Source organism: Peribacillus sp. FSL R5-0717, from assembly GCF_038002945.1.
GTDB lineage: Bacteria > Bacillota > Bacilli > Bacillales > DSM-1321 > Peribacillus > Peribacillus frigoritolerans.
This window is the reverse complement of sequence record NZ_JBBOOF010000001.1, coordinates 93,262-117,486: the sequence shown is the minus strand read 5'-3', so window position 1 is coordinate 117,486 and position 24,225 is coordinate 93,262. Positions and strand designations below refer to the sequence as shown.

Annotated in this window: 17 protein-coding genes and 5 pseudogenes; 17 read left to right on the top strand and 5 right to left on the bottom strand. The window is 38.9% G+C overall.

Annotated elements, in window-relative coordinates; translation table 11 throughout:
• Positions 1 to 15 precede the first annotated feature (15 nt).
• From NYE65_RS00565 to NYE65_RS27140, 8 genes and pseudogenes are all read left to right on the top strand, one after another.
• The gene (locus NYE65_RS00565; RefSeq protein WP_340859524.1) at positions 16 to 711 is read left to right on the top strand and encodes an L-ribulose-5-phosphate 4-epimerase; all 696 of its coding nucleotides are present in this window, start codon (positions 16 to 18) and stop codon (positions 709 to 711) included.
• Between the two features lie 51 nt (positions 712 to 762).
• Positions 763 to 2,187, top strand: coding sequence for an L-arabinose isomerase (araA, locus tag NYE65_RS00560; RefSeq protein ID WP_340859523.1), 1,425 nt, complete (start codon positions 763 to 765; stop codon positions 2,185 to 2,187).
• 302 nt (positions 2,188 to 2,489) lie between these two features.
• A complete protein-coding gene (locus tag NYE65_RS00555) occupies positions 2,490 to 3,884 on the top strand; it encodes a sugar porter family MFS transporter (protein WP_057277403.1) in 1,395 nt (464 codons plus the stop codon).
• A 255-nt stretch (positions 3,885 to 4,139) separates the two neighbouring features.
• Entirely contained in the window at positions 4,140 to 5,195 is a 1,056-nt protein-coding gene (locus tag NYE65_RS00550; RefSeq protein ID WP_340859522.1) for an aldose epimerase family protein, read from the top strand.
• A gap of 815 nt (positions 5,196 to 6,010) precedes the next feature.
• Positions 6,011 to 6,694 carry a C40 family peptidase gene (locus NYE65_RS00540; protein ID WP_328176962.1) on the top strand — a complete coding sequence of 228 codons (684 nt, stop codon included), beginning with the start codon at positions 6,011 to 6,013 and terminating at the stop codon, positions 6,692 to 6,694.
• A gap of 210 nt (positions 6,695 to 6,904) precedes the next feature.
• Positions 6,905 to 7,027: pseudogene (locus NYE65_RS00535) on the top strand (hypothetical protein); the annotation flags it as partial.
• Between the two features lie 240 nt (positions 7,028 to 7,267).
• Positions 7,268 to 7,621 (top strand): annotated as a pseudogene (locus NYE65_RS00530) (aldehyde dehydrogenase family protein).
• Positions 7,563 to 7,968 (top strand): annotated as a pseudogene (locus tag NYE65_RS27140) (aldehyde dehydrogenase family protein). The pseudogenes NYE65_RS00530 and NYE65_RS27140 overlap by 59 nt, the downstream one beginning before the upstream one ends.
• A 369-nt stretch (positions 7,969 to 8,337) precedes the next feature.
• Here NYE65_RS27140 and NYE65_RS00515 read toward each other — a convergent pair.
• From NYE65_RS00515 to NYE65_RS00495, 5 genes are all read right to left on the bottom strand, one after another.
• On the bottom strand, positions 8,338 to 10,170 hold the full coding sequence (locus NYE65_RS00515) for an amidohydrolase (protein WP_340859520.1): 1,833 nt from the start codon (positions 10,168 to 10,170) through the stop codon (positions 8,338 to 8,340).
• A 13-nt stretch (positions 10,171 to 10,183) separates the two neighbouring features.
• Positions 10,184 to 10,777, bottom strand: a complete 594-nt coding sequence (locus NYE65_RS00510) for an antibiotic biosynthesis monooxygenase (protein ID WP_340859519.1) — start codon at positions 10,775 to 10,777, stop codon at positions 10,184 to 10,186.
• The gene (locus NYE65_RS00505) at positions 10,774 to 11,418 is read right to left on the bottom strand and encodes a hydrolase (protein ID WP_063590908.1); all 645 of its coding nucleotides are present in this window, start codon (positions 11,416 to 11,418) and stop codon (positions 10,774 to 10,776) included. The genes NYE65_RS00510 and NYE65_RS00505 overlap by 4 nt, the downstream gene beginning before the upstream one ends.
• Positions 11,419 to 11,603: 185 nt before the next feature.
• Positions 11,604 to 12,248 (bottom strand): isochorismate family cysteine hydrolase YcaC, encoded by a 645-nt coding sequence (ycaC, locus tag NYE65_RS00500; protein WP_098864717.1) that lies wholly within the window; start codon positions 12,246 to 12,248, stop codon positions 11,604 to 11,606.
• A 158-nt stretch (positions 12,249 to 12,406) separates the two neighbouring features.
• The gene (locus NYE65_RS00495; protein ID WP_340859518.1) at positions 12,407 to 12,976 is read right to left on the bottom strand and encodes an NADPH-dependent FMN reductase; all 570 of its coding nucleotides are present in this window, start codon (positions 12,974 to 12,976) and stop codon (positions 12,407 to 12,409) included.
• 257 nt (positions 12,977 to 13,233) lie between these two features.
• On the opposite strand from NYE65_RS00495, the pseudogene NYE65_RS00490 reads away from it, so the two are divergent.
• The 9 genes and pseudogenes from NYE65_RS00490 (at position 13,234) to NYE65_RS00450 (ending at position 24,184) form a co-directional block, all read left to right on the top strand.
• Positions 13,234 to 13,983 (top strand): annotated as a pseudogene (locus NYE65_RS00490) (low temperature requirement protein A).
• Positions 13,984 to 14,267: 284 nt separating this feature from the next.
• Positions 14,268 to 15,209 (top strand): ring-cleaving dioxygenase, encoded by a 942-nt coding sequence (locus NYE65_RS00485; protein WP_340859517.1) that lies wholly within the window; start codon positions 14,268 to 14,270, stop codon positions 15,207 to 15,209.
• A gap of 96 nt (positions 15,210 to 15,305) precedes the next feature.
• Complete coding sequence (locus tag NYE65_RS00480; RefSeq protein ID WP_340859516.1) at positions 15,306 to 16,262, top strand: ring-cleaving dioxygenase; 957 nt, start codon at positions 15,306 to 15,308, stop codon at positions 16,260 to 16,262.
• Complete coding sequence (locus NYE65_RS00475; RefSeq protein ID WP_340859515.1) at positions 16,259 to 16,864, top strand: alpha/beta hydrolase; 606 nt, start codon at positions 16,259 to 16,261, stop codon at positions 16,862 to 16,864. Before NYE65_RS00480 ends, NYE65_RS00475 begins: the two co-directional genes overlap by 4 nt.
• Before the next feature lie 390 nt (positions 16,865 to 17,254).
• Positions 17,255 to 18,091, top strand: a complete 837-nt coding sequence (locus NYE65_RS00470) for an alpha/beta fold hydrolase (RefSeq protein ID WP_054395612.1) — start codon at positions 17,255 to 17,257, stop codon at positions 18,089 to 18,091.
• 1,046 nt (positions 18,092 to 19,137) lie between these two features.
• Positions 19,138 to 19,670 (top strand): annotated as a pseudogene (locus NYE65_RS00465) (FecCD family ABC transporter permease); the annotation flags it as partial.
• 266 nt (positions 19,671 to 19,936) lie between these two features.
• Complete coding sequence (locus NYE65_RS00460; protein ID WP_340859514.1) at positions 19,937 to 21,766, top strand: cache domain-containing sensor histidine kinase; 1,830 nt, start codon at positions 19,937 to 19,939, stop codon at positions 21,764 to 21,766.
• Complete coding sequence (locus tag NYE65_RS00455; RefSeq protein ID WP_340859513.1) at positions 21,744 to 22,910, top strand: response regulator transcription factor; 1,167 nt, start codon at positions 21,744 to 21,746, stop codon at positions 22,908 to 22,910. The genes NYE65_RS00460 and NYE65_RS00455 overlap by 23 nt, the downstream gene beginning before the upstream one ends.
• Positions 22,910 to 24,184 carry an ABC transporter substrate-binding protein gene (locus tag NYE65_RS00450; protein WP_328176971.1) on the top strand — a complete coding sequence of 425 codons (1,275 nt, stop codon included), beginning with the start codon at positions 22,910 to 22,912 and terminating at the stop codon, positions 24,182 to 24,184. Before NYE65_RS00455 ends, NYE65_RS00450 begins: the two co-directional genes overlap by 1 nt.
• Positions 24,185 to 24,225 lie beyond the last annotated feature (41 nt).

Here is a 24,225-nt window from a genome sequence, read left to right as displayed (position 1 = left end):
ACTGGAGGGATTGACGTGTTAGAACAACTGAAAGAAGAGGTATATCAAGCAAATTTGGACTTGCCTAAATATGGACTCGTGAAATATACATGGGGAAATGCGAGTGCCATCGATCGTGAAAGCGGTTTATTTGTTATCAAGCCTAGTGGCGTTGATTACCAAACGATGAAAGCAAGCGATATGGTTGTTGTTGATTTAGATGGCAATGTTGTTGAAGGAGAGTTGAGGCCTTCATCAGATACAGCGACTCACGCTGTACTTTATAAATATTACCAAGAAATCGGCGGCATTGTGCATACTCATTCAACTTGGGCGACAATCTGGGCTCAAGCAGGCCTTGATGTTCCAGCGATGGGGACCACTCATGCAGACACATTTTATGGATCCATCCCATGTGCCCGCTACCTAACACAAGAGGAGATTGATCGTGGGTACGAAGTGGAGACTGGGAAGTTAATCATCGAAACATTTGAAGAGCGCGGGTTAGACATTTTAGCCGTTCCTGGAATCTTACTTCATGGTCATGGTCCCTTTACTTGGGGAAAAGATGCAAAATCCGCCGTAATGAATAGTGTGGTGTTGGATGAAGTTTCGAAAATGAATTTATTTACTCGGGAATTAAATCATTTTGCAAAAGAATTACCACAAAATATTTTGGATAAACACTATTTACGAAAACATGGAAAATATGCTTATTACGGTCAAAAGTAAGATCAACTCTATCAAATTATCAACCTATTAGATAAAGAAAAGAGGCTTATTATGTTAACAACAGAAAAAAAGGAATTTTGGTTTGTCGTAGGATCACAACATCTATATGGGGAAGAAGCGTTAGCAGAGGTCAAGGCGAATGCACAAACGATAGCCGATGCATTAAATGAAAGCGGTATTTTACCCTATCCACTTGTATTGCAAGATTTAGCTGTTAGTGCAGATAAAATCACAAGCATCATGAAAGAAGTCAACTATCGTGACGAAGTTGCCGGTGTCATCACTTGGATGCATACTTTCTCACCTGCAAAAATGTGGATTCGTGGAACAAAATTATTACAAAAACCATTGCTTCATTTAGCAACACAATTCAATGAAAGTATTCCTTGGGCAACGATTGATATGGACTTTATGAACCTGAACCAATCCGCCCATGGTGACCGTGAATATGGTTATATCAATGCCCGATTGAAAAAACAAAATAAAGTTGTTGTAGGTTATTGGGAGCGTCCTGAAGTGCGGCAGCAAATTGCACAATGGATGGACGTAGCGGTTGCTTATAACGAAAGCTTCAACATTAAGGTCGCTCGCTTTGGAGACAACATGCGTAACGTTGGAGTAACCGAAGGGGATAAGGTTGAAGCGCAAATCCAATTTGGGTGGACAGTTGACTATTTTGGAATCGGAGACCTTGTTCAATATGTAAATGCGGTTACTGATGAAGAAATTGATGATTTATTTGCAGTATACGAAGGCCATTATGAATTTGATTATGGTACCTACAGTAGGGAAAATTGGGAGAAAAGCGTAAAGGTACAGGCAAGCTATGAAATTGCGATTAAACGGTTCCTTGATGATGGTGGTTACACGGCCTTCACAACGAATTTCGAAGATTTATATGGGATGAAACAACTTCCTGGTCTTGCCGTCCAACGTTTGATGGCACAAGGATATGGCTTTGCGGGTGAAGGAGATTGGAAGACGGCAGCACTTGATCGCTTACTGAAAGTGATGAGCCATAACCAATCAACTGGATTTATGGAAGATTACACATATGAATTAGCTGCTGGACAAGAATCAATCCTTCAATCACATATGCTCGAAGTCGACCCATCTTTAGCAAGTAACAAACCAAAAATTGTCGTATCTCCATTAGGTATAGGTGATCGTGAAGATCCAGCACGTTTAGTATTCGACGGCAAAGCAGGAGACGGTGTCGTTGTTTCTATGGCTGACTTTGGTACAAACTATAAACTTTTGATTAATGAAGTTTCTGCATTCGAGCCAACAGTTCCAGCACCAAACCTGCCAGTGGCCCGTGTACTTTGGGAAGTGAAGCCAAACTTCCAAGATGGAGTGAAAGCTTGGCTTGAGAATGGTGGCGGTCACCATACAGTTGTTTCATTGAATTTAACAACAGACCAAATCATAACCTATGCCAAACTTGTTGGCTTGGAATACGTAGTTATTAAGTAATGTCTCTCCCTCCAAGGAGGCTCCGCTTCCTTGGAGAAAATAGGTAATCCAGAAGTTGAAGAATGGAAATAGTGACCATTAGTATGATTCCTTTATTTTCGTAAGCGTTTTCGTGGTTTTTAGGGAAAAGATGAAAGCGTTTTAATAGACAATGACGACACGGTATTCATCCTAATAAATAACTTTTACGATGGAAACTGGCATGTATTTGTGGTTGAAAACACTATTATTATTTCTCAAAAAGCAATCAATATTTTAGTAGTGGGATTAAATATATTTTAAAACCTTTAGGGGGAACTTAAATGGTTAATGAAAAGAAAATCTCAAGTGGATTCATTTATTTTTTTGGGGCTTTTGGAGGCATTCTCTTCGGTTATGATATCGGCGTTATGACGGGTGCTTTGCCTTTTCTGCAACATGATTGGAACCTTCAAAACAACCCAGGTGCCATTGGCTGGATTACCTCTTCGTTGATGTTTGGAGCTATTTTTGGAGGTGCCATGGCCGGACAACTTTCTGATCGTTTAGGACGGCGCAAAATGATTTTAATATCTTCTATCATTTTTGCTGTTGGATCCATTTTGGCAGGAATATCCCCTCATAACGGAATCCTTTTTATGATTGTTGCCAGGATTTTATTAGGCTTGGCTGTTGGAGCTGCTTCTGCGTTGGTCCCAGCCTATATGTCAGAAATGGCGCCTGCACGTTTACGTGGACGTCTGTCAGGAATTAACCAAACAATGATTGTCTCTGGAATGTTGCTTTCATACATTGTCGCTTATTTATTGAAAGACTTACCAGGGACAATGGCATGGCGGTTGATGCTTAGTTTGGCTGCCGTACCTGCTTTGATCTTATTTATTGGAGTGTCCAGGTTACCCGAATCACCACGTTTTTTAATTAAGAACAATAAAATGGATGAAGCTCGTAGGGTGTTGGGCTATATTCGTCCTAACAAAGAACAAATTGATTCTGAAATAACACAAATACAAGAAACTGTTAAAGAGGAAGAAAAGGTAAATCAAAAAGCATCATGGGGTACCCTTTTAAGTAATAAATACCGTTATTTAGTAATGGCTGGTGTGGGTGTTGCTGCGTTTCAACAGTTCCAGGGAGCAAACGCAATTTTTTATTACATTCCTATGATTGTGGAAAAAGCAACAGGGCATGAAGCCAGCTCAGTATTGATGTGGCCAATTATTCAAGGGGTTATTCTCGTACTAGGTTCATTAATATTCCTAATGATTGCTGATAAATTTAATCGCCGTACTTTATTAACAATCGGCGGAACGATTATGGGGCTATCCTTTATTTTGCCGGCTATATTGAATGTATTAATTCCTAATGCAAATCCGATGATGATGGTTGTTTTCTTAAGTATCTATGTAGCTCTTTATTCATTCACTTGGGCTCCATTAACTTGGGTCATAGTTGGAGAAATTTTCCCGCTGGTAATTCGCGGGCGGGCGTCAGGAGTGGCTTCATCATTTAACTGGATTGGTTCTTTCTTGGTTGGCCTGCTATTTCCGATCATGACCGCTTCGATGTCTCAAGAAGCTGTTTTTTCAATCTTCGGTGCTATTTGTTTACTTGGTGTTTTATTTATTCGAACATGCGTTCCTGAAACTCGAGGTCATACTTTGGAGGAAATTGAAAAAATTGGGGAAAGTAGACAAGCTAAGGGGAAAAGTGCTTAAATTAGACCTATTAAGGTTTGGAGCGGAATTAAAAGAAGCTATACCAGAATAGAAGAGATTATAAATCAGGGGGCAATAAGGAAAATACTTCATCAAGAATATGTTGATTTACTCATATGATTCCTTTTCTTAGGCCCGAGGTTGCTACTTCGGGCTTTACAATTATTAAAAATGGTAGCTGAACTCTTAGTGTAATTTATGGTGTTTTAGCTTTTTTTTATATGAAGGAATTTAATAGGGAAGGAGCCGATAAAAATGAAAGTATCACAAAGCTCGTTTGGAGATGAAGTCTTGCTGTTTACGATAGAAAATGATCATGGAGTAAGAATGGAAGTTACGAACTTTGGTGCAAGAATCGTCAATCTGTTCGTCCTAACGGAATCGGGTCGTAATAATATCGTATTGGGATTTGACTCGATTGAGGATTACAAAAAAGAAACGTATTATGGAGCAACAATAGGAAGAGTCGCTGGAAGAATAAAAAATGGCGAATTTTCAATTGGTGAATCACGTTACCAAACGTCTGTAAATCAATTAGGGAATACTTTACACGGTGGCAGCCCTGGATTCGATGAAAAAATCTGGGGTTATGAAGTGAAGGAGACGGATGAAAGTGCTTCGATCATCTTTTCAACCGACTCACCTGATGGGGAGAATGGTTTTCCGGGGAATTTGAAAGTAAGTGTGACTTACACATTGGACAACTTAAATATTTGGTCAGTAAGCTATCAAGCAAAAAGTGATAAAGACACAGTTTTTAATCCGACCAATCACGTCTATTTTAACTTAACAGGGCATCCCAGCCATCCAATCGATGATCATTTCTTACAAATCTCTTCTCAAGAATTTGCACCAGTAAATGAAGATACCACGGTAACTGGGGAAAAACGAAGCACAATTGGCACGCCTTATGATTTTCGAACCCCGAAGAAATTAAAATCAACCTTTGAAGCCATTGACGCAGAAGTTAAAAAGGTTCAAGGGATCGATCATCCATTCTTCCTTACGTGCCCAGGACTTCATCAAACTGCAGCCAAATTAATTAGTCCTGACCAGAAAATAACAGTCGAGGTATACACAGAAGAGCCTGCGGTTGTCATTTACACGGCAAACTTTGTGAAAGGTGTGCCACTTATGCACGGAGAAAAATTAATTCAACACGGCGGAATAACGTTTGAAACCCAAGCTGCTCCAGGGGCGATTGAGTTTGAAGGTTTTGGGGATATTCTTCTTTTAGCAGGCCAAAATTATACTTCCCAAACAAAATACAAAATTGAGGTCAGTACCCACTCAGCTGAAGGTTCCAGTTAGTGTTAAAGAGTAGAATTGGTTGATTTCATTTCAATAATTTTACATAGATTCGGCTGCTAGTTGGGATCAACATCCGTGACTGTAAGAACGATCGAGCATAGCTCGTGACATGTAGCAGGTAGGATTCCCGCCGAATAAGGGTTAGCCATTCACTCGAACTGAGTTTTCGAGGATAGAGGATAACTTATATCTTTAAGCGTAAACAGTTAGATAGTGGGCTGTAAAACTAAGGTTAAAGATAAGCACCCATTTAAACAGCACATATTCTATACGTAGCACCCCCTGATACTATCCTTGTATCAAAGGAGGTGCTTTTCCTATGCCTTAACAAAAATAAACGATTGTCCCCGACAAATCATTCACTCGATTGTTTTGTACGAAACAAGGAAGAATTGTACTAGAATGGAATGGCATCACGAAAAATATTCAGGCAGTTATTGTCGTGAGCGATATGCCTTTATTAGACACCACCTAATTTAAGGTTAAGAGGATTAAATCGAATATACCAAATTAATGTAGAACTTCGATGTATTTAATAAGCTCAAGGATATGTAACTAGTGAAAATAATAAAATGTAAGGAGTGGAAAATATATCACAGTACGAGGAGGCTATCCAAACCGGATGGTTACTACTATAAAAAGCAAGGAATTTACTCTTAATTACTACCTTTCGAAAATATGAGCAATATTTTGGTTATTTTGTATTTTATACTCACTTTATGTATGAATTTGTAATAATAATGTAAAATTAGGTAAATATGTGTGTCACTTAAAGGTGATAAAATGATAAAAAAGAGATTTAATCGGGGGAGAAAATGAAAAAAATCATAGCATCTTTTGTTGTTTCTGGATTGTTACTATCAAATCCGTTGGTTGGTAATGCTGCATTGGGCGATCGTACATTAAAAAGTGGAATGACTCATACAGAAGTAAAACAATTACAAGAGGTTCTAAAGAAAAAACAATATTTTAAGAGTAATAATACAACTAAATATTTTGGGACCGTTACTAAAAGTGCAGTCGTAAAGTTCCAAAAAAGTAAAGGTTTAAAAGCTGATGGTATTGTCGGTCCGAATACATATAAAGCTTTGGGAGTAAAAAAGAAGACCTCCAACGTAGCTAATGTAAATAAAACAAGCAATAAATCTACTGCGATAGTGAAGGAAGCAAAGAAACATTTGAATGTACGGTATGTATGGGGTGGAACTACACCAAAAGGTTTTGATTGCAGCGGATTCCTAAAATACGCTTTTGATAAAGGCGCAAATGTCAAATTACCAAGAACGGTATCGGAAATTTATAAAAAGGGGACAAAGGTGTCCAAACCACAAGTTGGAGATGTGGTCTTTTATGAAACCTATAAACCTGGTGCCTCACATGCTGGTATTTATATAGGCGGCAATCAATTCATACACAGCTCCTCATCAAACGGTGTAAGCATTTCCTCCATGGATAATAGTTATTGGAAGAAAAGATATGTAGGAGCCAAAAGAATGTAATAGAGAAAGTTGCCAGTTCTTTTTTGAAGAGACTGGCTTTTCTAGTTCTAACAATAGGTTAGGATACAAAGAAGTCCTATGGATGGTAGAATCGGTATTGATACATAAAATTTTTTTAAAATACAATTTTATCTTTTATTGCTCCCGGAAACACTTGGGTATAATGGATACTCTAAATACCACATATAATTTCTTTAATTCTCACATAAGACAGTCGAGGAAGTTTATAAAAGCCATGAAAAGTTTTCCCAGGAGGTTCAGAGGGTAGCCTCGCAGGACTTAGCTAAAGTTGGACTCATTATCGTAGCGTTCACCATTAAAGATGTTTGGGATTTTTATATACCTTATGTACACGATATATTAATAGTGTACATAAGGTATTTTATCTTTTAAGAGTAAGAATGAATAGGTGTACAAGTTTAAGAGGTGTTTACTTTACAAGAAATATCTAATGCAGCAGCCAATTATGTTCGATAAAGGTGTTATCGGTGCGATCTCCCCGTTTAATTCACCATATACAAGGTAGCTCCTGAATTGGCAGCGGGAAATACAATTGTGTTGAAGCCGGCATAAATGACGCCACTCATTGCATGCAAGATCGCAGAAATTTTTTCTGAAGCTGGATTGCCTGCAGGTTTTCTGAATGTGGTTTACGGGTTTGGATAGGAAACAGGTAAATACCTTTTGGAGGATGAACGAATTGCGATGTTCACTTTTATAGGGAGTCCCGGTTAGGTCGGCATATTAAGAGCAGTCGGGAATTCGTAAGTAACTTTGGAATTAGGAAATAACTCCCCGAATATCATTCACAAGAATGTCCATGATTTAGACAGAGCAGTTGAGCTCTGTGTCACCTGTGGGTATGTGAATGCAGGGCAAGTCTGCATCTCAGGGTGCGAGCCTTCTTTGTGGCGGACAAAGAATTGAAGGGGAATTGGCTGCTGGATTATACTATGAACCGACCGTACTGGGTGGAGTGAACAAGGATATGCTCATCACATACCAGGAAACATTTGGACCGGTCGCACCGATCACCCCGTTTAGAAGAGGTGATCGAGCTTGCCAACAATACAGAGTACGGGTTGGCCGCTTATTTTTACACACAGGATATAAGCAGGGGAGTCAGGGTATCCGAAGTTCTGGAGTTCGGCATCATCGGCTACAACGACGCCATTCCCACCGTTGTACAAGCGCCATTTGGCGGCATGAAAGAAGGCGGCCATCAAGGCCTTGAAGAATATTTAGAAGAAAAATATATATCGATGGGTTTTTAAAATAGGGCAAGATAAGGCTTAAGGTGGAGTCGAATCCTTAAGCCTTTCCTTATCTACCTCATAAAAAGTCTTAATTCAACACACGCTCCCCATTGATTAACAAACCTCAGTTACAGAACCTATGGCCAGGAGGAAATATCAATCTACTATCTCTACATTTCTAGAGTATTTAAAGGCAAGGCATGTTCTTGCAATTTTATTTCATCAAACAAATCCCTAATTATTTTAAAATTCATGAGATAATCACATACTGAAATAGAAAATGTAAAACTTTATTTAAATAATATAAAAAGCCTAACTTTCTCTTTAAAGAGAAAGTTAGGCTTTTTTAATTTTTTGTTTGGATCCGTCATCGGTCCCAACCCCTCATTAGAAAGCAAAGCAAGTACAACCGATGCCCCACTTAGTTCCATCATTTCCTATTACGGTATGAGTATGTTGATGGAGAGGGTTACTGCAACTATGTTTGTGATCATGGGCATCGTGAGAAAGTATATTGTCGGCTAGGTTAGCACCACCATAACCATAAACTCCCGTCGGTGACCAATCAGGTGATGCTGGCGGCAATTCAGGTGATAAATTTTTAAATTCATCATTTCCATAAACAACCTGCCCACCCATAATGGTGAGTATTGATTCAAGGTCTTTGATTTCTTCTTCTGGCACAGTAAAGTAGTCAGAAGACAATACAGCAATATCAGCAAACTGACTTACTGCAAGGGTACCCTTTTTATCTTCATCACCGGAGAACCACGCACTTCCTTTGGAATATAGTTCCAGAGCTACTTTTCTGTCAAGTTTATTCTTTTCATCGTATATCGAAAGACCACCAATGGTTTTTCCTGCAACCATCCAGTAAAGAGCAACCCAAGGGTTATAGCTAGAAACCCTCGTTGCATCACTACCGGCGCCAACAGGTATATCCAGGTCTAGCATACGATAAATCGGAGGAGTATGCTTTGCAGCTTCCTTTCCGTATAAATCAACAAAGTATTCACCTTGGAAAGCCATGCGGTCTTGGATGGCAATACCGCCATTTAAAGCCTTAACACGTTCCATACTACGATCTGAGATTGTTTCTGCATGGTCAAACCACCAGCGTAGACCATTAAATGGAATTTCTCTGTTGACTTCCTCAAAAACATTTAAGAAACGTGTTATTGACTCGTCATAAGTTGCATGTAAACGGAATGGCCAACGGTTTTCCACCAATAGAGAAATTACTTTCTTTAAGTCAGCTTCCATCATCGTAGCTAGGTCGGGCCGGGGCATTTGAAATTTTTCAAAATCGGCTGCCGAGAATACTAACATTTCTCCGGCACCATTCATTTTATACTTATCATTTCCTTGACCAGGAGAAACAATTTTTGCCCATGATGCAAAGTCTTCATATTCATGATCTGGATTTTGCGTAAATAGATTATAAGCAATACGCAAAGTTAATTGATCCTTCTCGGCTAAATGTTCAACAACTTTGTAATCATCAGGATAATTTTGGAATCCGCCACCTGCGTCAATGGCACTTGTGATACCTAATCTATTTAATTCGCGCATAAAATGGCGAGTTGAGTTAATCTGGTCGTCAATATTAAGAACTGGAGCTCTGCCTAAACTTGAATATAGAATAGAAGCGTTAGGATTGGCAATTAAAAGACCCGTAGGATTACCTCGTTTATCCCGCTGAATTAAACAGCCCGGAGGGTCTGGGGTATCTTTTGTGTATCCCAGTGCACGCAGCCCTGCTCGATTTACAAGTGCTCTATCATAAAGATGTAGCACAAAGACAGGCGTGTCTTCAGAAACAGCATTAATCTCTTCCAAAGTTGGCATCCGTCTTTCTTTAAACTGAAACTCAGACCAACCTCCAACTACTCTTACCCACTGAGGAGCAGGTGTACGCCTTGCCTGCTCTCTAAGCATTTCCAGAGCAATAGCAAGTGATGGTACACCTTCCCAGCGCAATTCCATATTATAATGAAGACCGCCACGAATAACGTGTATATGAGAGTCATTCAAGCCCGGAATAGCTCTCTTTCTTTTAAGGTCTATTTTTTTGGTTTTTTCTGTGGCACTATCAAGAAGCTCATCTCCACCTACTGCAGTGATTAAACCATCAGTTATGGCGATAGCCGATACCTCAGGTTGAGATGGGTCAAGGGTAGTGATTTTTCCGTTATATAAGATCATATCCGGTAAATTCATGTTCACACCTCGTCTACTTCCTTTTATTCTGTAACCATGGATGAAATATTTTACCGAGAACGGGCATTACTACCCATGATAGCAAAGACACTATACATACCGAAACAAAAAAAGTTGACATAATATGATTCATATTTTTTATAATAGGTCCTACCACTATAGGAACCAACATGCTAAGAGGCCATACACCAAGAACGGTAACAATGGACATTTTCCATTTTGGCGGCGGAACTGGCGTTTTCGGAGTAACAAACCAATAAGCCAAACTGCTTTCAGTTTTGTACGTTGGATTAGTAGCTTGAAATGGTTCTGCCTTTTTTAACAAATCTCGACGAATATCTGATTCTTGCCAAGCACGAAGATGATCATACGTATTAAAGCGAAAAACAACAGTATACTCTCTGGATCCGTTATTGGGGACTATTAGATTTACGCCTAAATGCCCTGGAAATTTAGTAGCGGCAGCTTCAATTTCATGTCTCCACGTTTCAAACTGTTTTTCTCTACCTTCTTGAATTTCCCATGTAACAATCGTGGTAACTGGACCACCGGCATCCATAGTGTTCCCTGTTTGAGTTTCTCCGACAGTTACTTTTTCTTGATTCATATTTTCCTGCTTGGAGGCGCGCCATGCACCATAGTATATGCGTATTCCACGCCTTGACCATAAGCGCCAGTGTGTTCTTTTACAATTTCCATAACAGCATCATAAGTGTCTTTGCGTGCCCAGTCACGTTGGTATTCAAGTAAAACTTGAATTGCTGTCACTGGAATTGCTCCAGCTTGTTCTACACGACGCATAGCAGCGTTATGTGCTGTCAAACTTGTGCCACCTGAAGCATCATCAACTGCATAAACTTCATAGCCAGCTTTAATTGCTTCAAGCACAGGGAATGCAAGACAAACTTCAGTCCAAAGTGCTGCAAATATCAATTTCTTTCTACCTGTTGCTTTAACTGCCGCAACAAATTTTGAATCTTCCCAAGAGTTCATTGAACTACGTTCTATAATTTCATGGTTTGGGAATATGTCAAGGATTTGTGGCCAAAAATAACCAGAAAAGCTTTGTGTTTCAACTGTAGTAAGAATAGTAGGTACATTAAAAGCTTTTGCTGATTTAGAAAGCAGCATAACGTTATTCATTAATGTTTGTCTGTCAATGCTTGCAACTCCAAAAGTCATTTGAGGCTGAAAATCGATCAAAATTAATGCACTGTTCTCCGGAGTTAACAATTCTAAATTACTCATAATAAAACACTCCTTTTTTAATTGTTTCATCTAAAAGGCAATTATTAGTTTCAGCTGTAATCGAAAAAATAAAAGCCTTGCTATACTTCTTAATTTAAAAAGGAGCGCTGATTAAATCAGCGCTAAATTTATACTATCCATTTTAAAAAAAGTGATTGATTTATAGCTATTTCTTAAGAATAAATTTATGCATTTTGTTTACTAAGATCTCGCTGAGCTCCCATATAGCTTCCAATTACATTTTGATAACCTGGAAGATTACTAGCAAGTAAATTGCCAAAACCTTCGACATCGTTGCGCCAATCGCGTTGTAGTTCGCAAGCTACGCTAAACCAGTTCATAAGTTGCACGCCACTATGTGCCATACGCGTATTGGCTGCTTCTGCAACTTGTTTACTGAAAGTTCCTGAAGCATCAGTAACAGCAAAAACTTCATACCCAGCTTTTATAGCGGAAAGTGCAGGGAAGGCAACGCATACATCCGTAACTACGCCCGCGATAATAAGTTGTTTTTTTCCAGTTTTTTCGATTGCTTTTACAAAATCGTCATTATCCCATGCGTTAATTTGTCCAGGACGAGCTATTTTTGGAGCGTTAGGAAAAAGATCAACCAATTCTTGCATAAGTGGTCCATTAGGTCCGTTTTCAAAGCTTGTTGTTAAAATAACTGGTAAATCAAAAAACTTAGCAGTATGAGCAAGAGCCAAAACATTGTTCTTAAATTCATCAACACCATAGTCACGAACAAGTCCAGCCATAAGGCCAGTTTGATGATCCACTAAAAGAACGACAGCTTCATCTTTATTAATACGAGAATAGAGATCAGACATTATGTATTCCTCCTAAATTAAAGTAATGAAGAAAGTTTAAACATTGGATTATTTACCAATTTCCTCATTTTCCGCAGTCACTTTATAACTAAACTTATATTTATGCCAATAATTTTCTTGAAAATCAGAAAAAACGTCAGATTTATTTTTAAAAATGCTTACTCTACTTCTTTATCTAAAACAAGAGTTTTATCTATCCAATTTATAAATTGTTGTAAATAACGCTGAAGATAACGTTTTGTTTGTTCGTCAGTAAGCACTTTCTGATCGGAATCAATCTTTTCATGTACTTGAGAAATCAGTACTTTTTGAAATGGAAGAACATGAGCTTGCATAGTTTCTAGTATTTCTCTGATTTGCATCTGAGCATAAACAGTACCTAACCCCCCAGGAGTTGCTCCGATTAGGCCAACCGGTTTTCTGCTAAGAACTGCGGATTCCCGGGGTCTTGATGCCCAGTCCAATGCATTCTTTAATACGCCTGGAATTCCAGAATTGTACTCTGGACTTACAATAATGATACCGTCAACGTCCTGGATAGCAGATTTAAATGATGTCACTGTTTCTGGAACACTTATTTCTAAGTCTTCATTAAACAAAGGTAGATTATTTATCTCGATCCAACGAAATTGATGGGAATCATCCATCTCTGTTAATGATTGAGCAATGATTCGATTATAAGAGTTTTTTCGTAAACTACCACAAATAAGGCCTATGGTTTTTGTCATACATTTCCTCCTCTGTTAAAATCACCTCATGATACCATGATATACCAAGATGGAAAAAGTGGCTTTATGCCTAATCATCAAACTGTTTAATTTACGGTGTTTAGTACAAATAATCTAGGATGTAAGGATTTCTCATTAGTTTTCTTATTATTGGCTTGTGTTTGCAAGCTATGGAAATAGACTATGTCTATATTATTTCCTCTTCAAATCACTATATATTTCCAGCATACTATTAACCGTAAAAAAATTGGAGGGAGGTGCAGAAATGGAAGAAAAGAAAGTTACGAACGTGGTTAGAACTATTTTATGATTTGTTGTTTGTGGCGACGGTTGCGGTCGCAACTCATGTTTTACTTCATGTTGAGGATGGTCATATCCATATAAAGTATTTAGTGAAATTTGTCTTAATTTTCATTCCGATCTGGTAGGCTAGGGTGAGGCAAACCATCTTTGTTAACCGTTTCGGAAAAGATTTATTTTATTAACGAATCTTTTTGATCCTGCAAATGTTTTTGTCCTAATAATGACATCAAGCTTTTCAGCTGATTTTGATCCTTATTATCTTTCTTTTTTAATAGGTTATATTGGGTTAAGGGCAGTGACTGCGATCCAATATCTTATTGTCCAGCGGATAGAAGCAGGAGTTCGTAAGCAAGGAGCACTTTTTCTAGGAAGATATTTTTGGATTGGAATCGTTATTTCATTATTATCCTTCTTTTTTGATTCTTGGATTCGGTATGCTGTGTTGTATTTTCGGAATTCTTATCGATATTATCCCACTGCTTGGAAGAAAGTGTTTAGAAAAGGTTCCGACTAATACAGCCCACTTGTTTTTCATCAATACAGGTTTGAACAACACCGTTTGAAAATTTATCATTTTTGCTTGTTTTTAGGGGGTTTTATCAGTCTTTTTTGTTATTAATTTGATTGTAGTAGTACCAAATATTATGATAATAGGACAATTAACCCTGTTTTTTATCATCTATGCTAAATTAACAACTACATAAATAAAAGCATCAATTAAACCAGTATCAATCTATAGTACTGGTTTATTTGTGTATATTGGTATTTTTTCAAATATCCATAAGTTGATTGAAATAAAAATGGGTATTATGAATAATTTCCACGCTTCTTTTTTTAATAAAATTAAGGTTCCAATATTTATAGACAATAAAAAACTTTGGACAAAGGAAAAAACACCCATAAAGTCGCATATACAATTATCGACAAATTGGCGATGCTTTTTTAAGGTTAGTGTCTAACCAGAAATAAAAAGAGGAGTGAAAATAAAATGAGTAAAAAAACGATGGGTATTCACCACATTACTGCAATTGTTGGTCATCCTCAAGAGAATGTTGATTTCTATGCAGGTGTATTAGGTTTACGTTTAGTGAAAAAAACTGTCAATTTTGATGACCCAGGTACCTACCATCTTTATTTTGGTAATGAGGGTGGAAAACCAGGAACAATCATGACATTTTTTCCATGGGCAGGAGCTAGTAAAGGGAAAATTGGTGATGGTCAAGTAGGCGTTACATCATATGTTGTTCCAAAAGGAGCTATGAAATTCTGGAAAAAAAGACTGGAATCCTTCAATATTCCTTTTACCGTAAGAGAGCGCTTTAGCGAGGAATACTTGGAATTTGATGACCCACATGGGCTACACTTGGAAATTGTTGAAAGGGAAGAAGGGGAAGTAAATGCATGGACCTTTGGCGGGGTAACACCTGAGGTAGCTATTAAAGGCTTTGGCGGTGCTACTTTATTATCGACCCATCCTGACAAAACGGCTGTATTGTTAGAAAACATATTGGGACTAGAATTAATCGGCAAGGATGGCGACTTTGCACGTTACCGTTCTTCAGCAGAAATTGGCAATGTCATTGACTTAAAATTAACGGCAATTGGACGCGGGACAATGGGTGCTGGGACCGTACACCACATTGCATGGCGGGCAAAGGATGATCAAGATCAATTGGAATGGCAAAAATATGTTGAGGAAAACGGATATGGGGTAACTCCTGTACGAGATCGAAACTATTTTAATGCAATTTACTTTAAAGAACACGGGGAAATTCTCTTTGAGATTGCAACAGATCCTCCAGGATTTGCTCACGATGAACCTGAAGCGACGATGGGAGAAAAATTAATGTTGCCAGAGCAGTATGAACAGTCTAGAGGGCAGATTAAACAAAGTTTAATACCATTTGAGGTAAGAGAATTAGAATTGTGAGCTTGTTAGCTGTTACAAATTATGCAAAATTAGGTGAGGTTTTTTCCATAGAGAGACCTAATTAATTTCTTGATCAAATTAATGAAGAGAATGGGAATGGTGAGGTTGCAAAAAACAACAGGGATCCATCATATAACAGCAATGGTGAACGATGCCCAAAGAAGTATTGATTTTTATGCTGGCATACTGGGGTTAAGACTTGTAAAAAAGACGATAAACTTTGATCGTCCAGAAGTCTATCATCTTTATTTTGGAAATGAAACTGGTCAACCTGGATCTGTTATAACTTTTTTTCCGTGGTCAAAGCAGTTAAAAGGTCGAATTGGAACAGGACAGGTTGGAGTAACCAGTTTTATAATCCCGAATCAATCGATTAAATTTTGGGAAAATCGTTTAGGGAAATTTAGAATCAGGTTTATTCAATCTGTACGTTTTGGAGAAAAATATTTACAATTTCAAGATCCAGATGGTCTCGAAATTGAATTAGTGGAACGAAATGAAGGGCCAAAAAATAATTGGAGTTTTGGGGAAGTTGATTCAGAGGTTGCAATTAAAGGGTTTGGTGGAGCTATATTAATTTCAACACAGCCTAATAAAACTGCAAATGTGCTTGAAAACGTATTAGGGCTCGAATGTCTTGGGCAAGAAGCGAGCTTCCTTAGGTTTAAATCGGATGGTCATTTTGGAAATACAATTGATATTAAGCTAACTCCTTCGGTTCGCGGGTTAAAAGGGGCTGGAACTGTTCACCATATCGCATGGAGGGCAAAGGATGACCAAGATCTATTGAGATGGAGAACACTTCTTCAAGATAAGGAGTATTATCCGACTGAGATTCGTGATCGAAACTACTTCAAAGCTGTGTATTTCCATGAACAAGGCGGTATCCTTTTTGAAATAGCGACAGATCCGCCAGGCTTTTCCGTTGATGAAACTGTCGCTGAGCTTGGAAGTAAACTGATGTTGCCATCCTCGCTGGAGCCAAAACGAGAAGAATTAGAAGAAGCCTTACCTACTGTGGAAGTTCGCGTTCTGGAGGGAGATCAATCATGAAACATATATTTAATAAGGGTAAAGATTCAACGAAACCAACGTTATTATTACTACATGGTACTGGCGGAAATGAATTAGATTTATTACCTATAGCGGGAAGAATTGATGACGAGGCTTCAGTGCTAAGTGTCCGCGGAAATGTATTGGAAAATGGAATGCCTCGATTCTTTCGGAGATTAGCTGAAGGTGTATTCGATGAGGAAGATCTGATTTTCCGTACAAAAGAATTATATAAGTTTCTTGATGATTCTGCTGCAAAGTATAATTTTGATCGTGAAAACATGATTGCCATTGGATACTCAAATGGAGCTAATATAGCTGCTAGTTTATTATTTCACTATCAAAATGCATTAAAGGGAGCCAGTCTCCATCACCCGATGGTACCGAGAAAAGGAATTGTTCTTCCTGATTTGTCAGGAAAATCAGTATTTATTGCTGCTGGTAAAAATGATCCTATATGTTCGCCGATGGAATCTACTGAACTTCAATCCTTATTTGAAAAGGCTAATGCAAAAGTTGAAATTCATTGGGAAAATAGGGGGCATCAATTGACTGTTGATGAAGTTGGAGCTGCGGCTCACTGGTATCGTAGGGTCTTTTAAACTTTAGTAATACAAATTAATTTTTTTGTAAATAACTTAAAATTTGCAGAGTGAAATCGATAAATAAGCCTTGATGTTTTAGGAAGGGCTGTGATTCCTAATTCCAACTTAATTGGAAATACCCCAATTGGAGTTGCTTAGAAATCTTTAATTCGATTTTTCAGTTTAGTTTTTTCAATATTTTTTAATAATTTACACACCTTGGTTTAAATAAATTGTAATCTAATAATATTAATCGATTTGATATTTTTTTGAATAATTTTACAATTTCGATAGTAGGGAATATAATAATCCTATAAACATTTTGCAAAAAATATGTTAAATGTTTTGGAGTGAAGAGTTTTTTTAGAGAAGCAAGAATATAGGTTTAATTCATGGGAGGAAATTTATATGGCAAAATTTACTGTAGGTAATGAAAATCATGCTCCAATTGAACTTTATTATGAGGACCAGGGTTCAGGGAAACCTGTTGTCTTAATACATGGTTGGCCTTTAAGTGGACGCTCTTGGGAATATCAGGTGCCAGCTCTTATTGAAGCAGGTTACAGAGTCATAACATATGATCGTCGAGGATTCGGAAAATCATCCCAGCCATGGGAAGGATATGAATATGAAACATTTGCTTCCGATTTACATAAACTGTTAGAACATTTAGATCTTCAAAATGTCACACTTGTTGGTTTTTCTATGGGTGGAGGTGAGGTAGCTCGATACATTAGTACGTATGGAACAGATCGTATTGAAAAGGCTGTTTTTGCTGGAGCAGTTCCTCCTTATTTATACAAATCAGAGGATAATCCTGAAGGAGCATTAGATGATGCAACAATTGAAGAATTCAAAAGTGGCGTGATAAATGACCGCCTTGCATTTCTTGATAAATTTACGAAGGGATTTTTCGCGGCGGGTAATCAAACAGATTTAGTTAGTGAGCCATTCCGTTTATATAATCGGGATATTGCAGCCAGTGCCTCACCTAAGGGTACGCTCGATTGTATAACGGCCTTTAGTAAGACAGATTTTAGAAAGGACTTGGAAAAGTTCAATATACCTACTCTTATTATTCACGGTGACTCTGATGCAACTGTACCTTTTGAGTTAAGTGGAAAACGTACATATGATTCCATTCCTGGTAGTAAGCTCGCTCTAATAAAGGGTGGACCGCATGGATTAAACGCAACTCATCCAAAAGAATTTAATGAAGCGTTACTAACATTTTTAAAAGATTAATAAAGTAATGACGATCCTATTTCAAATGAGAAGGAGGAGTAGTCTTTCTTTTTATAAGGTTGTAGGAAAACTCTTAATATGAGGCAGAAGTAGAGTGTTGCTTACTTTTAGTATAAATGACTCGTAGCCATTATTATTACACTGATATCAGGGGTTGATTGGATAATTCTACACTTTTCAATACCCTTTTTGTTAACTGCAATTGCATTTTTGGGGTTCAGCAATAAAAAAGTTAGCTGTGATATATACAGTATTATAGCTATTTGAAGAATCTAGGGCACCCCGAGATGTACTTGACCTTAATTGTTATAAATGTATTTCTAAAGGAAAAAGGCAGTCTAATACCTTCCTAGATAATAGAAGAAACCCGTCAAAAAAGGAGCCTTTGCCCAAAGTGGTAAAGGCTTACTTCTGTATTTATTTACCATTTATGTCCTTGCATCGAAACCGTCTTTAACTGAAAGAGTGAATGACTTTTTCTTCTTTCAGTCTCTCTATCAACTGTTTATCAATTCTATCTCTACTTTGAATTATTCGATTTGTTTTAAAGTTATATTTATGTGAATGTTTATTTAATTATTTTATTTAAACTAACAGCTACTCCTATAAGAGTTAATAGAATCTTCGATATTCAAATGCATACTTGTAGGAAATTTATCCTTTGTATAACCCTACAGCCGTTCCCCATACTAATATAGTCCAGACATATCCTTTTCATAATTCATCATATTTTGACGAATATCTTCTAAAGTTAATGTAAATGGAAGATGAATTTTGCCTTAATATAGTTACTGAGTTAATTAATTTATTCTCGTAACTATAACCAATGAAGGTGAAACAGTATTGGATTGTTTTATGGGTTCAGGATGAACAGGGCAGGCTACTATAAATCTAAATCGGAACTTTATTGGTTCAAATTAGACAATGATTACTTTAATGAAGCTTCGAATGCTTTACATAAAAGTTACGACAAGTTACATGATGTTGTTGCTGTTTGAAACCTTCTGAAGCCATCGAATTACCACCTCTTGTGACAATTACGAAGACGGACTGCGGGAATGCAGCCAGTAAAACTTGTATTAACCGGGGTGGGATTTTCTGTGGCCCTCTCAGGTCTGATGCTTGTCCTTATTTCATCTGCTGATTGACAAAAGGTGGATTTTATTGCAAATTGGCTGTCAGGGAACATATGGGGTGCAGACCTGATATTCTCATCCCCTTTACATTGTACAAAGCGACTCGGCTGAATCTTTTTGGGTTGAGTGAACCTATGCCAATAGGCTTAGGTGTATCAGTTGGAAAAAAGGGCAATCCTGTTGCTGAAATCGGTTTCGCTTGCAGCAGCAGCTGTCTTTGTCACAGGAGGCAGCGCCTTCGTCGGGCTCAGGGTCCGCACTTTGCAAAAGCTCTGGTCGGACCTCGAAATCAGCTCTTCCTGCCGGCAGCGATTCTGATCCGTGCCTGGCTACTGCTTGTGGCAGATACCATCGGAAGAAACATACTTGAACCTAAAGACATACCTGCGGGGATTATGATCGCTTTAATAGGGGCTCCTTATTTAATGTATTTGTTAATGAAGTGTAGGAGAAAAAGCATAATTTTTGTAAAAGCTGAAGATGTCTTCAGCTTTTTTTGTTTTTGCCTTATCATCTTCAAATCTCTGGCGCAGCGCAAATTGGAACATAATATAAGCCCGAACTGCGAAATATAACGATACATGCACTTACACGAATCCTACTTAAGCATGATTGACTTGGTTTTTTGATTTGATATAGTTTTAGGATGCTAAAGTGAGAAGATAAGTCAGACTAAAAAAATAGCCTTCTGCGAAAGGGGGTGCCTCCTTTGAAAAGCATACAAAGCCGTTTATTGATCATGCTGCTGATTTTCATCGTTCTGCCCTATTTCCTGTCCGTTTTTTTCATCTACACTTACACAAAAAAAAGTGTGGAGCAGTATGAACTTGAAAACAGCCGGGAGCAGCTTCAGAAGAATGCGGATGAACTGGAGCAGTATTTTGACGACATGATTGATTTTCCATATATTCTGTACCGCAACCCTGATCTGATTCGGATTTTTAAAAACGGCTTCGAAGACTCCATATATTTCAACCCTATGACCATGGAAAAGAGTCTCGAAACCTTTTATCTAATGAGAAACGAATTCCGGCAAATCCGTTTCTATATTGCTAAAAACAATGAGTCATTTACTGTCTATAATGCAATGATCAGCACACACAGGTATCAGCCGGATTTTCTGAACCGGGACCCGATCAGACAGCTGTATACATCTGACTCACAATATTTGATTGAGCCGCCCCACCCTCTTGAGAATTACAATAATGCAGCCATTGTTCCAAAATCGGACAAAACGATGGTGATGACTTTTCACCACAAAATTATTGACGTTCTTTCTAAAAGGTTTCTTGGGATGATTACAATCGACATTGATTTGGGCGAGTACGCCCGCATTTGCAATAACCTTGTCCAGGGAGACGCATCTTCAGTTTTGCTAATTGATTCAAAAGATCGCGTCATGTATGCAAATGATCGTGCCCTGATTGGAAAACCTCTTCCTGCCGAAGAAAAGCAACGACTTGACGGGAATAGGAGCCGGCATGATGACGATATTCTCTTATCAAAAGGGTTATCAGGGTCACTGAACGGCTGGAAATTGATTAAGGTCATGTCGAGTCAGGCTTTATATGAAGATGTCAGGAAAACCGCCTATACCAATATCCTTGTCGGCATCGGCGTAGGAATACTGGGTTTGCTGATGATAGGCATTATCTCAAATAGGATTACCCGTCCCATTACGAGGCTGAGCAGCAAAGTCCGCTCCATTGAAGGCGGAAATATGAATGTCCCTTTTGATGATACCAGAAGCGATGAAATTGGCCATTTGGAGTCACACATGAAGGACATGATGAACCGGATCAATTCCCACATTGACCGTGAATATAAGCTTGAAATTGAAAACAGGAAGAACCAGTTCAGGGCGTTAAAATCACAGGTTAATCCTCATTTTTTGTTTAACGCTTTACAATCCATAGGCGCTGTTGCCCTCAGGTCGAATGCACCAAAGGTCTATCAATTGCTGACTTCGCTGTCCAAAATGATGCGCTACTCAATGCAGGCAGATCAATGGGTACGGGTTCGGGATGAAGCTGAGTATACAAAAGCGTACCTCTCCCTTCAAACAGAGCGTTTTGGTGAAAATGTAAGTTACTCGGTCAATATCGATGAGTCCATTTTGGACATGACTATTCCAAGTATGATTCTGCAGCCCTTGGCAGAGAATTTCTTTAAACACACGTATGAGGAAGGGTACAGCAATGCTCATTTGTCCATTAACGGGGAAAAACAAGGAAACGATCTGTGCTTTACTGTCGAGAATGATGGTCCAGGTCTGAGGGAAGAAGAGCTTCAGAGACTACGGGAACATATCTATACACCCCCTTACGAAGGGACTTATTCGCATGAACATATTGGCCTGAAGAATATTCGTGACAGGCTGCTTCTAGGGTATGGACCAAGTGCAGAAATGAAAGTAGATTCGAATGACGGACTGGGGTTTTCCGTCAGCATGAGGATCCCGATAAAGAGCCCCTTGGGAATGATAAAGACTTACTTCAGGAAAGGAGATGAACACGGTGAAAGCACTGATTGTCGATGATGAATTCAATGTGCGGGACGTCATACGCCATTTAGGCCAGTGGGAAACTCACGGCATCACCAAGCTATTGGAAGCCAAGAATGGCCATGAGGCAAAATCACTGATTGAAAAAGAACGGCCGGAGATTATCTTTACAGACGTGAAAATGCCCGGTATGGGCGGAATCGAACTGATTGAGTGGCTGGATTCCATTTCCTATCCTGGGAAAGTTATTTTCATTACTGGTTATAACGATTATTCCTATATGCGCAAAGCCATTCAGCACAGCAGCTTTGATTACCTGCTGAAGCCGATTGAGTATGAGGCGTTCAATCATACACTGGAAAAATCGGTACAAGCCTGGAAGGATGACTTTGAACATGCTGAAGTGCTGGAAGACGTGAAAAAACTGCGGAGAAACCAGTTAGCCACTGCGATATGTCTGGGGGACCGTTCAGATTCAATCAGCCTTGCCGAGTTTCTTCCTGAATCGGAGGGCTATATGCTGACGCTGCTCTCCTTTTACCAGATGCACAATCCGGATCTCTATATTCAAAAGCTTTCAGATGAGCTTACGGAACGCAAATTAGGAAATGCGTTTTCCCTGCAGACGGATCTTAACCTTTGCCTTGTTATCACCATTCGCGATCAATGGCTCTCCGTTGAGGAATGGATCAGCCAGGAGTTCGATATCCCGGTAAGGCTTGTAACTGAAGAGCAGGTCGAAACTTTATCGGATATCAGGACCTCGTTTCAGGCTCTGCAGAAAAAGCTCGAGGAACAAAACTTCCGATCCATCCACCGTCTGGATGAAATAGATGCCGCTCGACGCATGGAAGACATGGTTTCCTATGTTGACATGTATTATATGGAGGATTTGAGTCTGGAAAAGCTGTCGAATGTTTTCTTTTTAAGCCGCGAGCATATCTCAAGAAAGTATAAGCAAGAAACCGGAATGACCCTGTCCAAATACATCACGGAGCTTAGAATCAGCCAAGCAAAGTCGTGGCTGAAACAAAAAGACAAAAGCATTTATTCCATCTCTACCATGCTTGGCTATCAAGATGAAATATACTTTTCAAAGCTATTTAAAAAGGTCGTCGGCATGACGCCTTTTGAGTTCAGGAACAGGAACGATCAACATGAATCTAAAGGGGTGACATGATGAAAAACAGGTTTTTATCCCTTTTGTTAATCGGAGCCGTCAGCCTGCCTCTTTCTGCATGTCAGGATGAAGCCCCACCAGAAAAAACAGAAAAGACAGAGCGGAAAATCACGCTGGATTTAAGGAATCCGAAAGTGGAAATCTCCACTCAATTTGAAGAAATGACGCGTGCTTATGAACGGGAAAATCCTCACGTCAATATCAGGGTACATACTGTTGGAGGGGCAATGGATGACCTCGCCGACCTAAAAGCCGAAATTGCTACCGGCACTGGTCCGGATATCTTTACAAACAGCGGCTATGAAAATGCCAAGCTGTGGCGGAACTATCTGGAGGATCTTTCAGGGGAGCCCTGGATTAATCAAGCATACAAAGAATCCCTGACGCCAGTCACATTGGACGGGAAAATTTACGGAATGCCGGTTAACCTTGAAGGGTATGGCTTTATCTATAATAAGGATCTATTTAAACAAGCCGGCATTACTGACCAGCCCGCCACTCTTTCTGAATTGACAGCAGCTGCCGAAAAGCTGCAGAATGCAGGCATTACTCCCTTTGCAACAGGCTATTATGAAGACTGGAAATTGGGAGACCATCTAATGAATGTTGCTTTTGCCCAGCAAAAGGATACTGATGCTTTTATAAGAAATTTAAATAACGGAACGGAAAAAATCAGTACCAATCAAACATTTAAGGATCTCCTTGCCCTGCTGGATCTCACCATAAAGTACGGAAATGATAATCCACTGTCTACGGACTATACAATGGAAGTGAATCTGTTTACCTCCGAAAAAGCAGCCATCATTCAGCAAGGCAACTGGATTCAGCCGATGATCGATCAAGCTTCGCCTGACATGAACATCGGTTTTATGCCGATTCCGATTAATGACCGACCTTTAAAGGAAGCCCTTGTCGTCAGCGTTCCAAATTATTGGGCCGTAAATAAACAGTCCATTCCTGAAAAGAAAAAAGAAGCCAAGAAATTTTTAAATTGGATGGTGTTGTCAGAACAAGGAAAACGGTTCATGACGGAAGAATTCAAATTCATTCCTGCGTTTAAGAACATTAAAACTGATGATATAGGGCCGCTCGCAGAAGAAACACTTCGAAATTACAAAGATGGGAACACCGTCCCATCTAACTGGTTTCACTTCCCTGTTGAAATTAGGGAAGAATTCGGAGCCGCGACTCAGCTCTATGTCGGGAAACAGCTGAACCGCAATCAGCTGCTCAATGAATATCAGAAGTCCTGGGAGAGGTTTTCGAAGGAATAGCCTCTTGCCGGGGCTTTTTTTGCCTTTTACAACTGCGATAT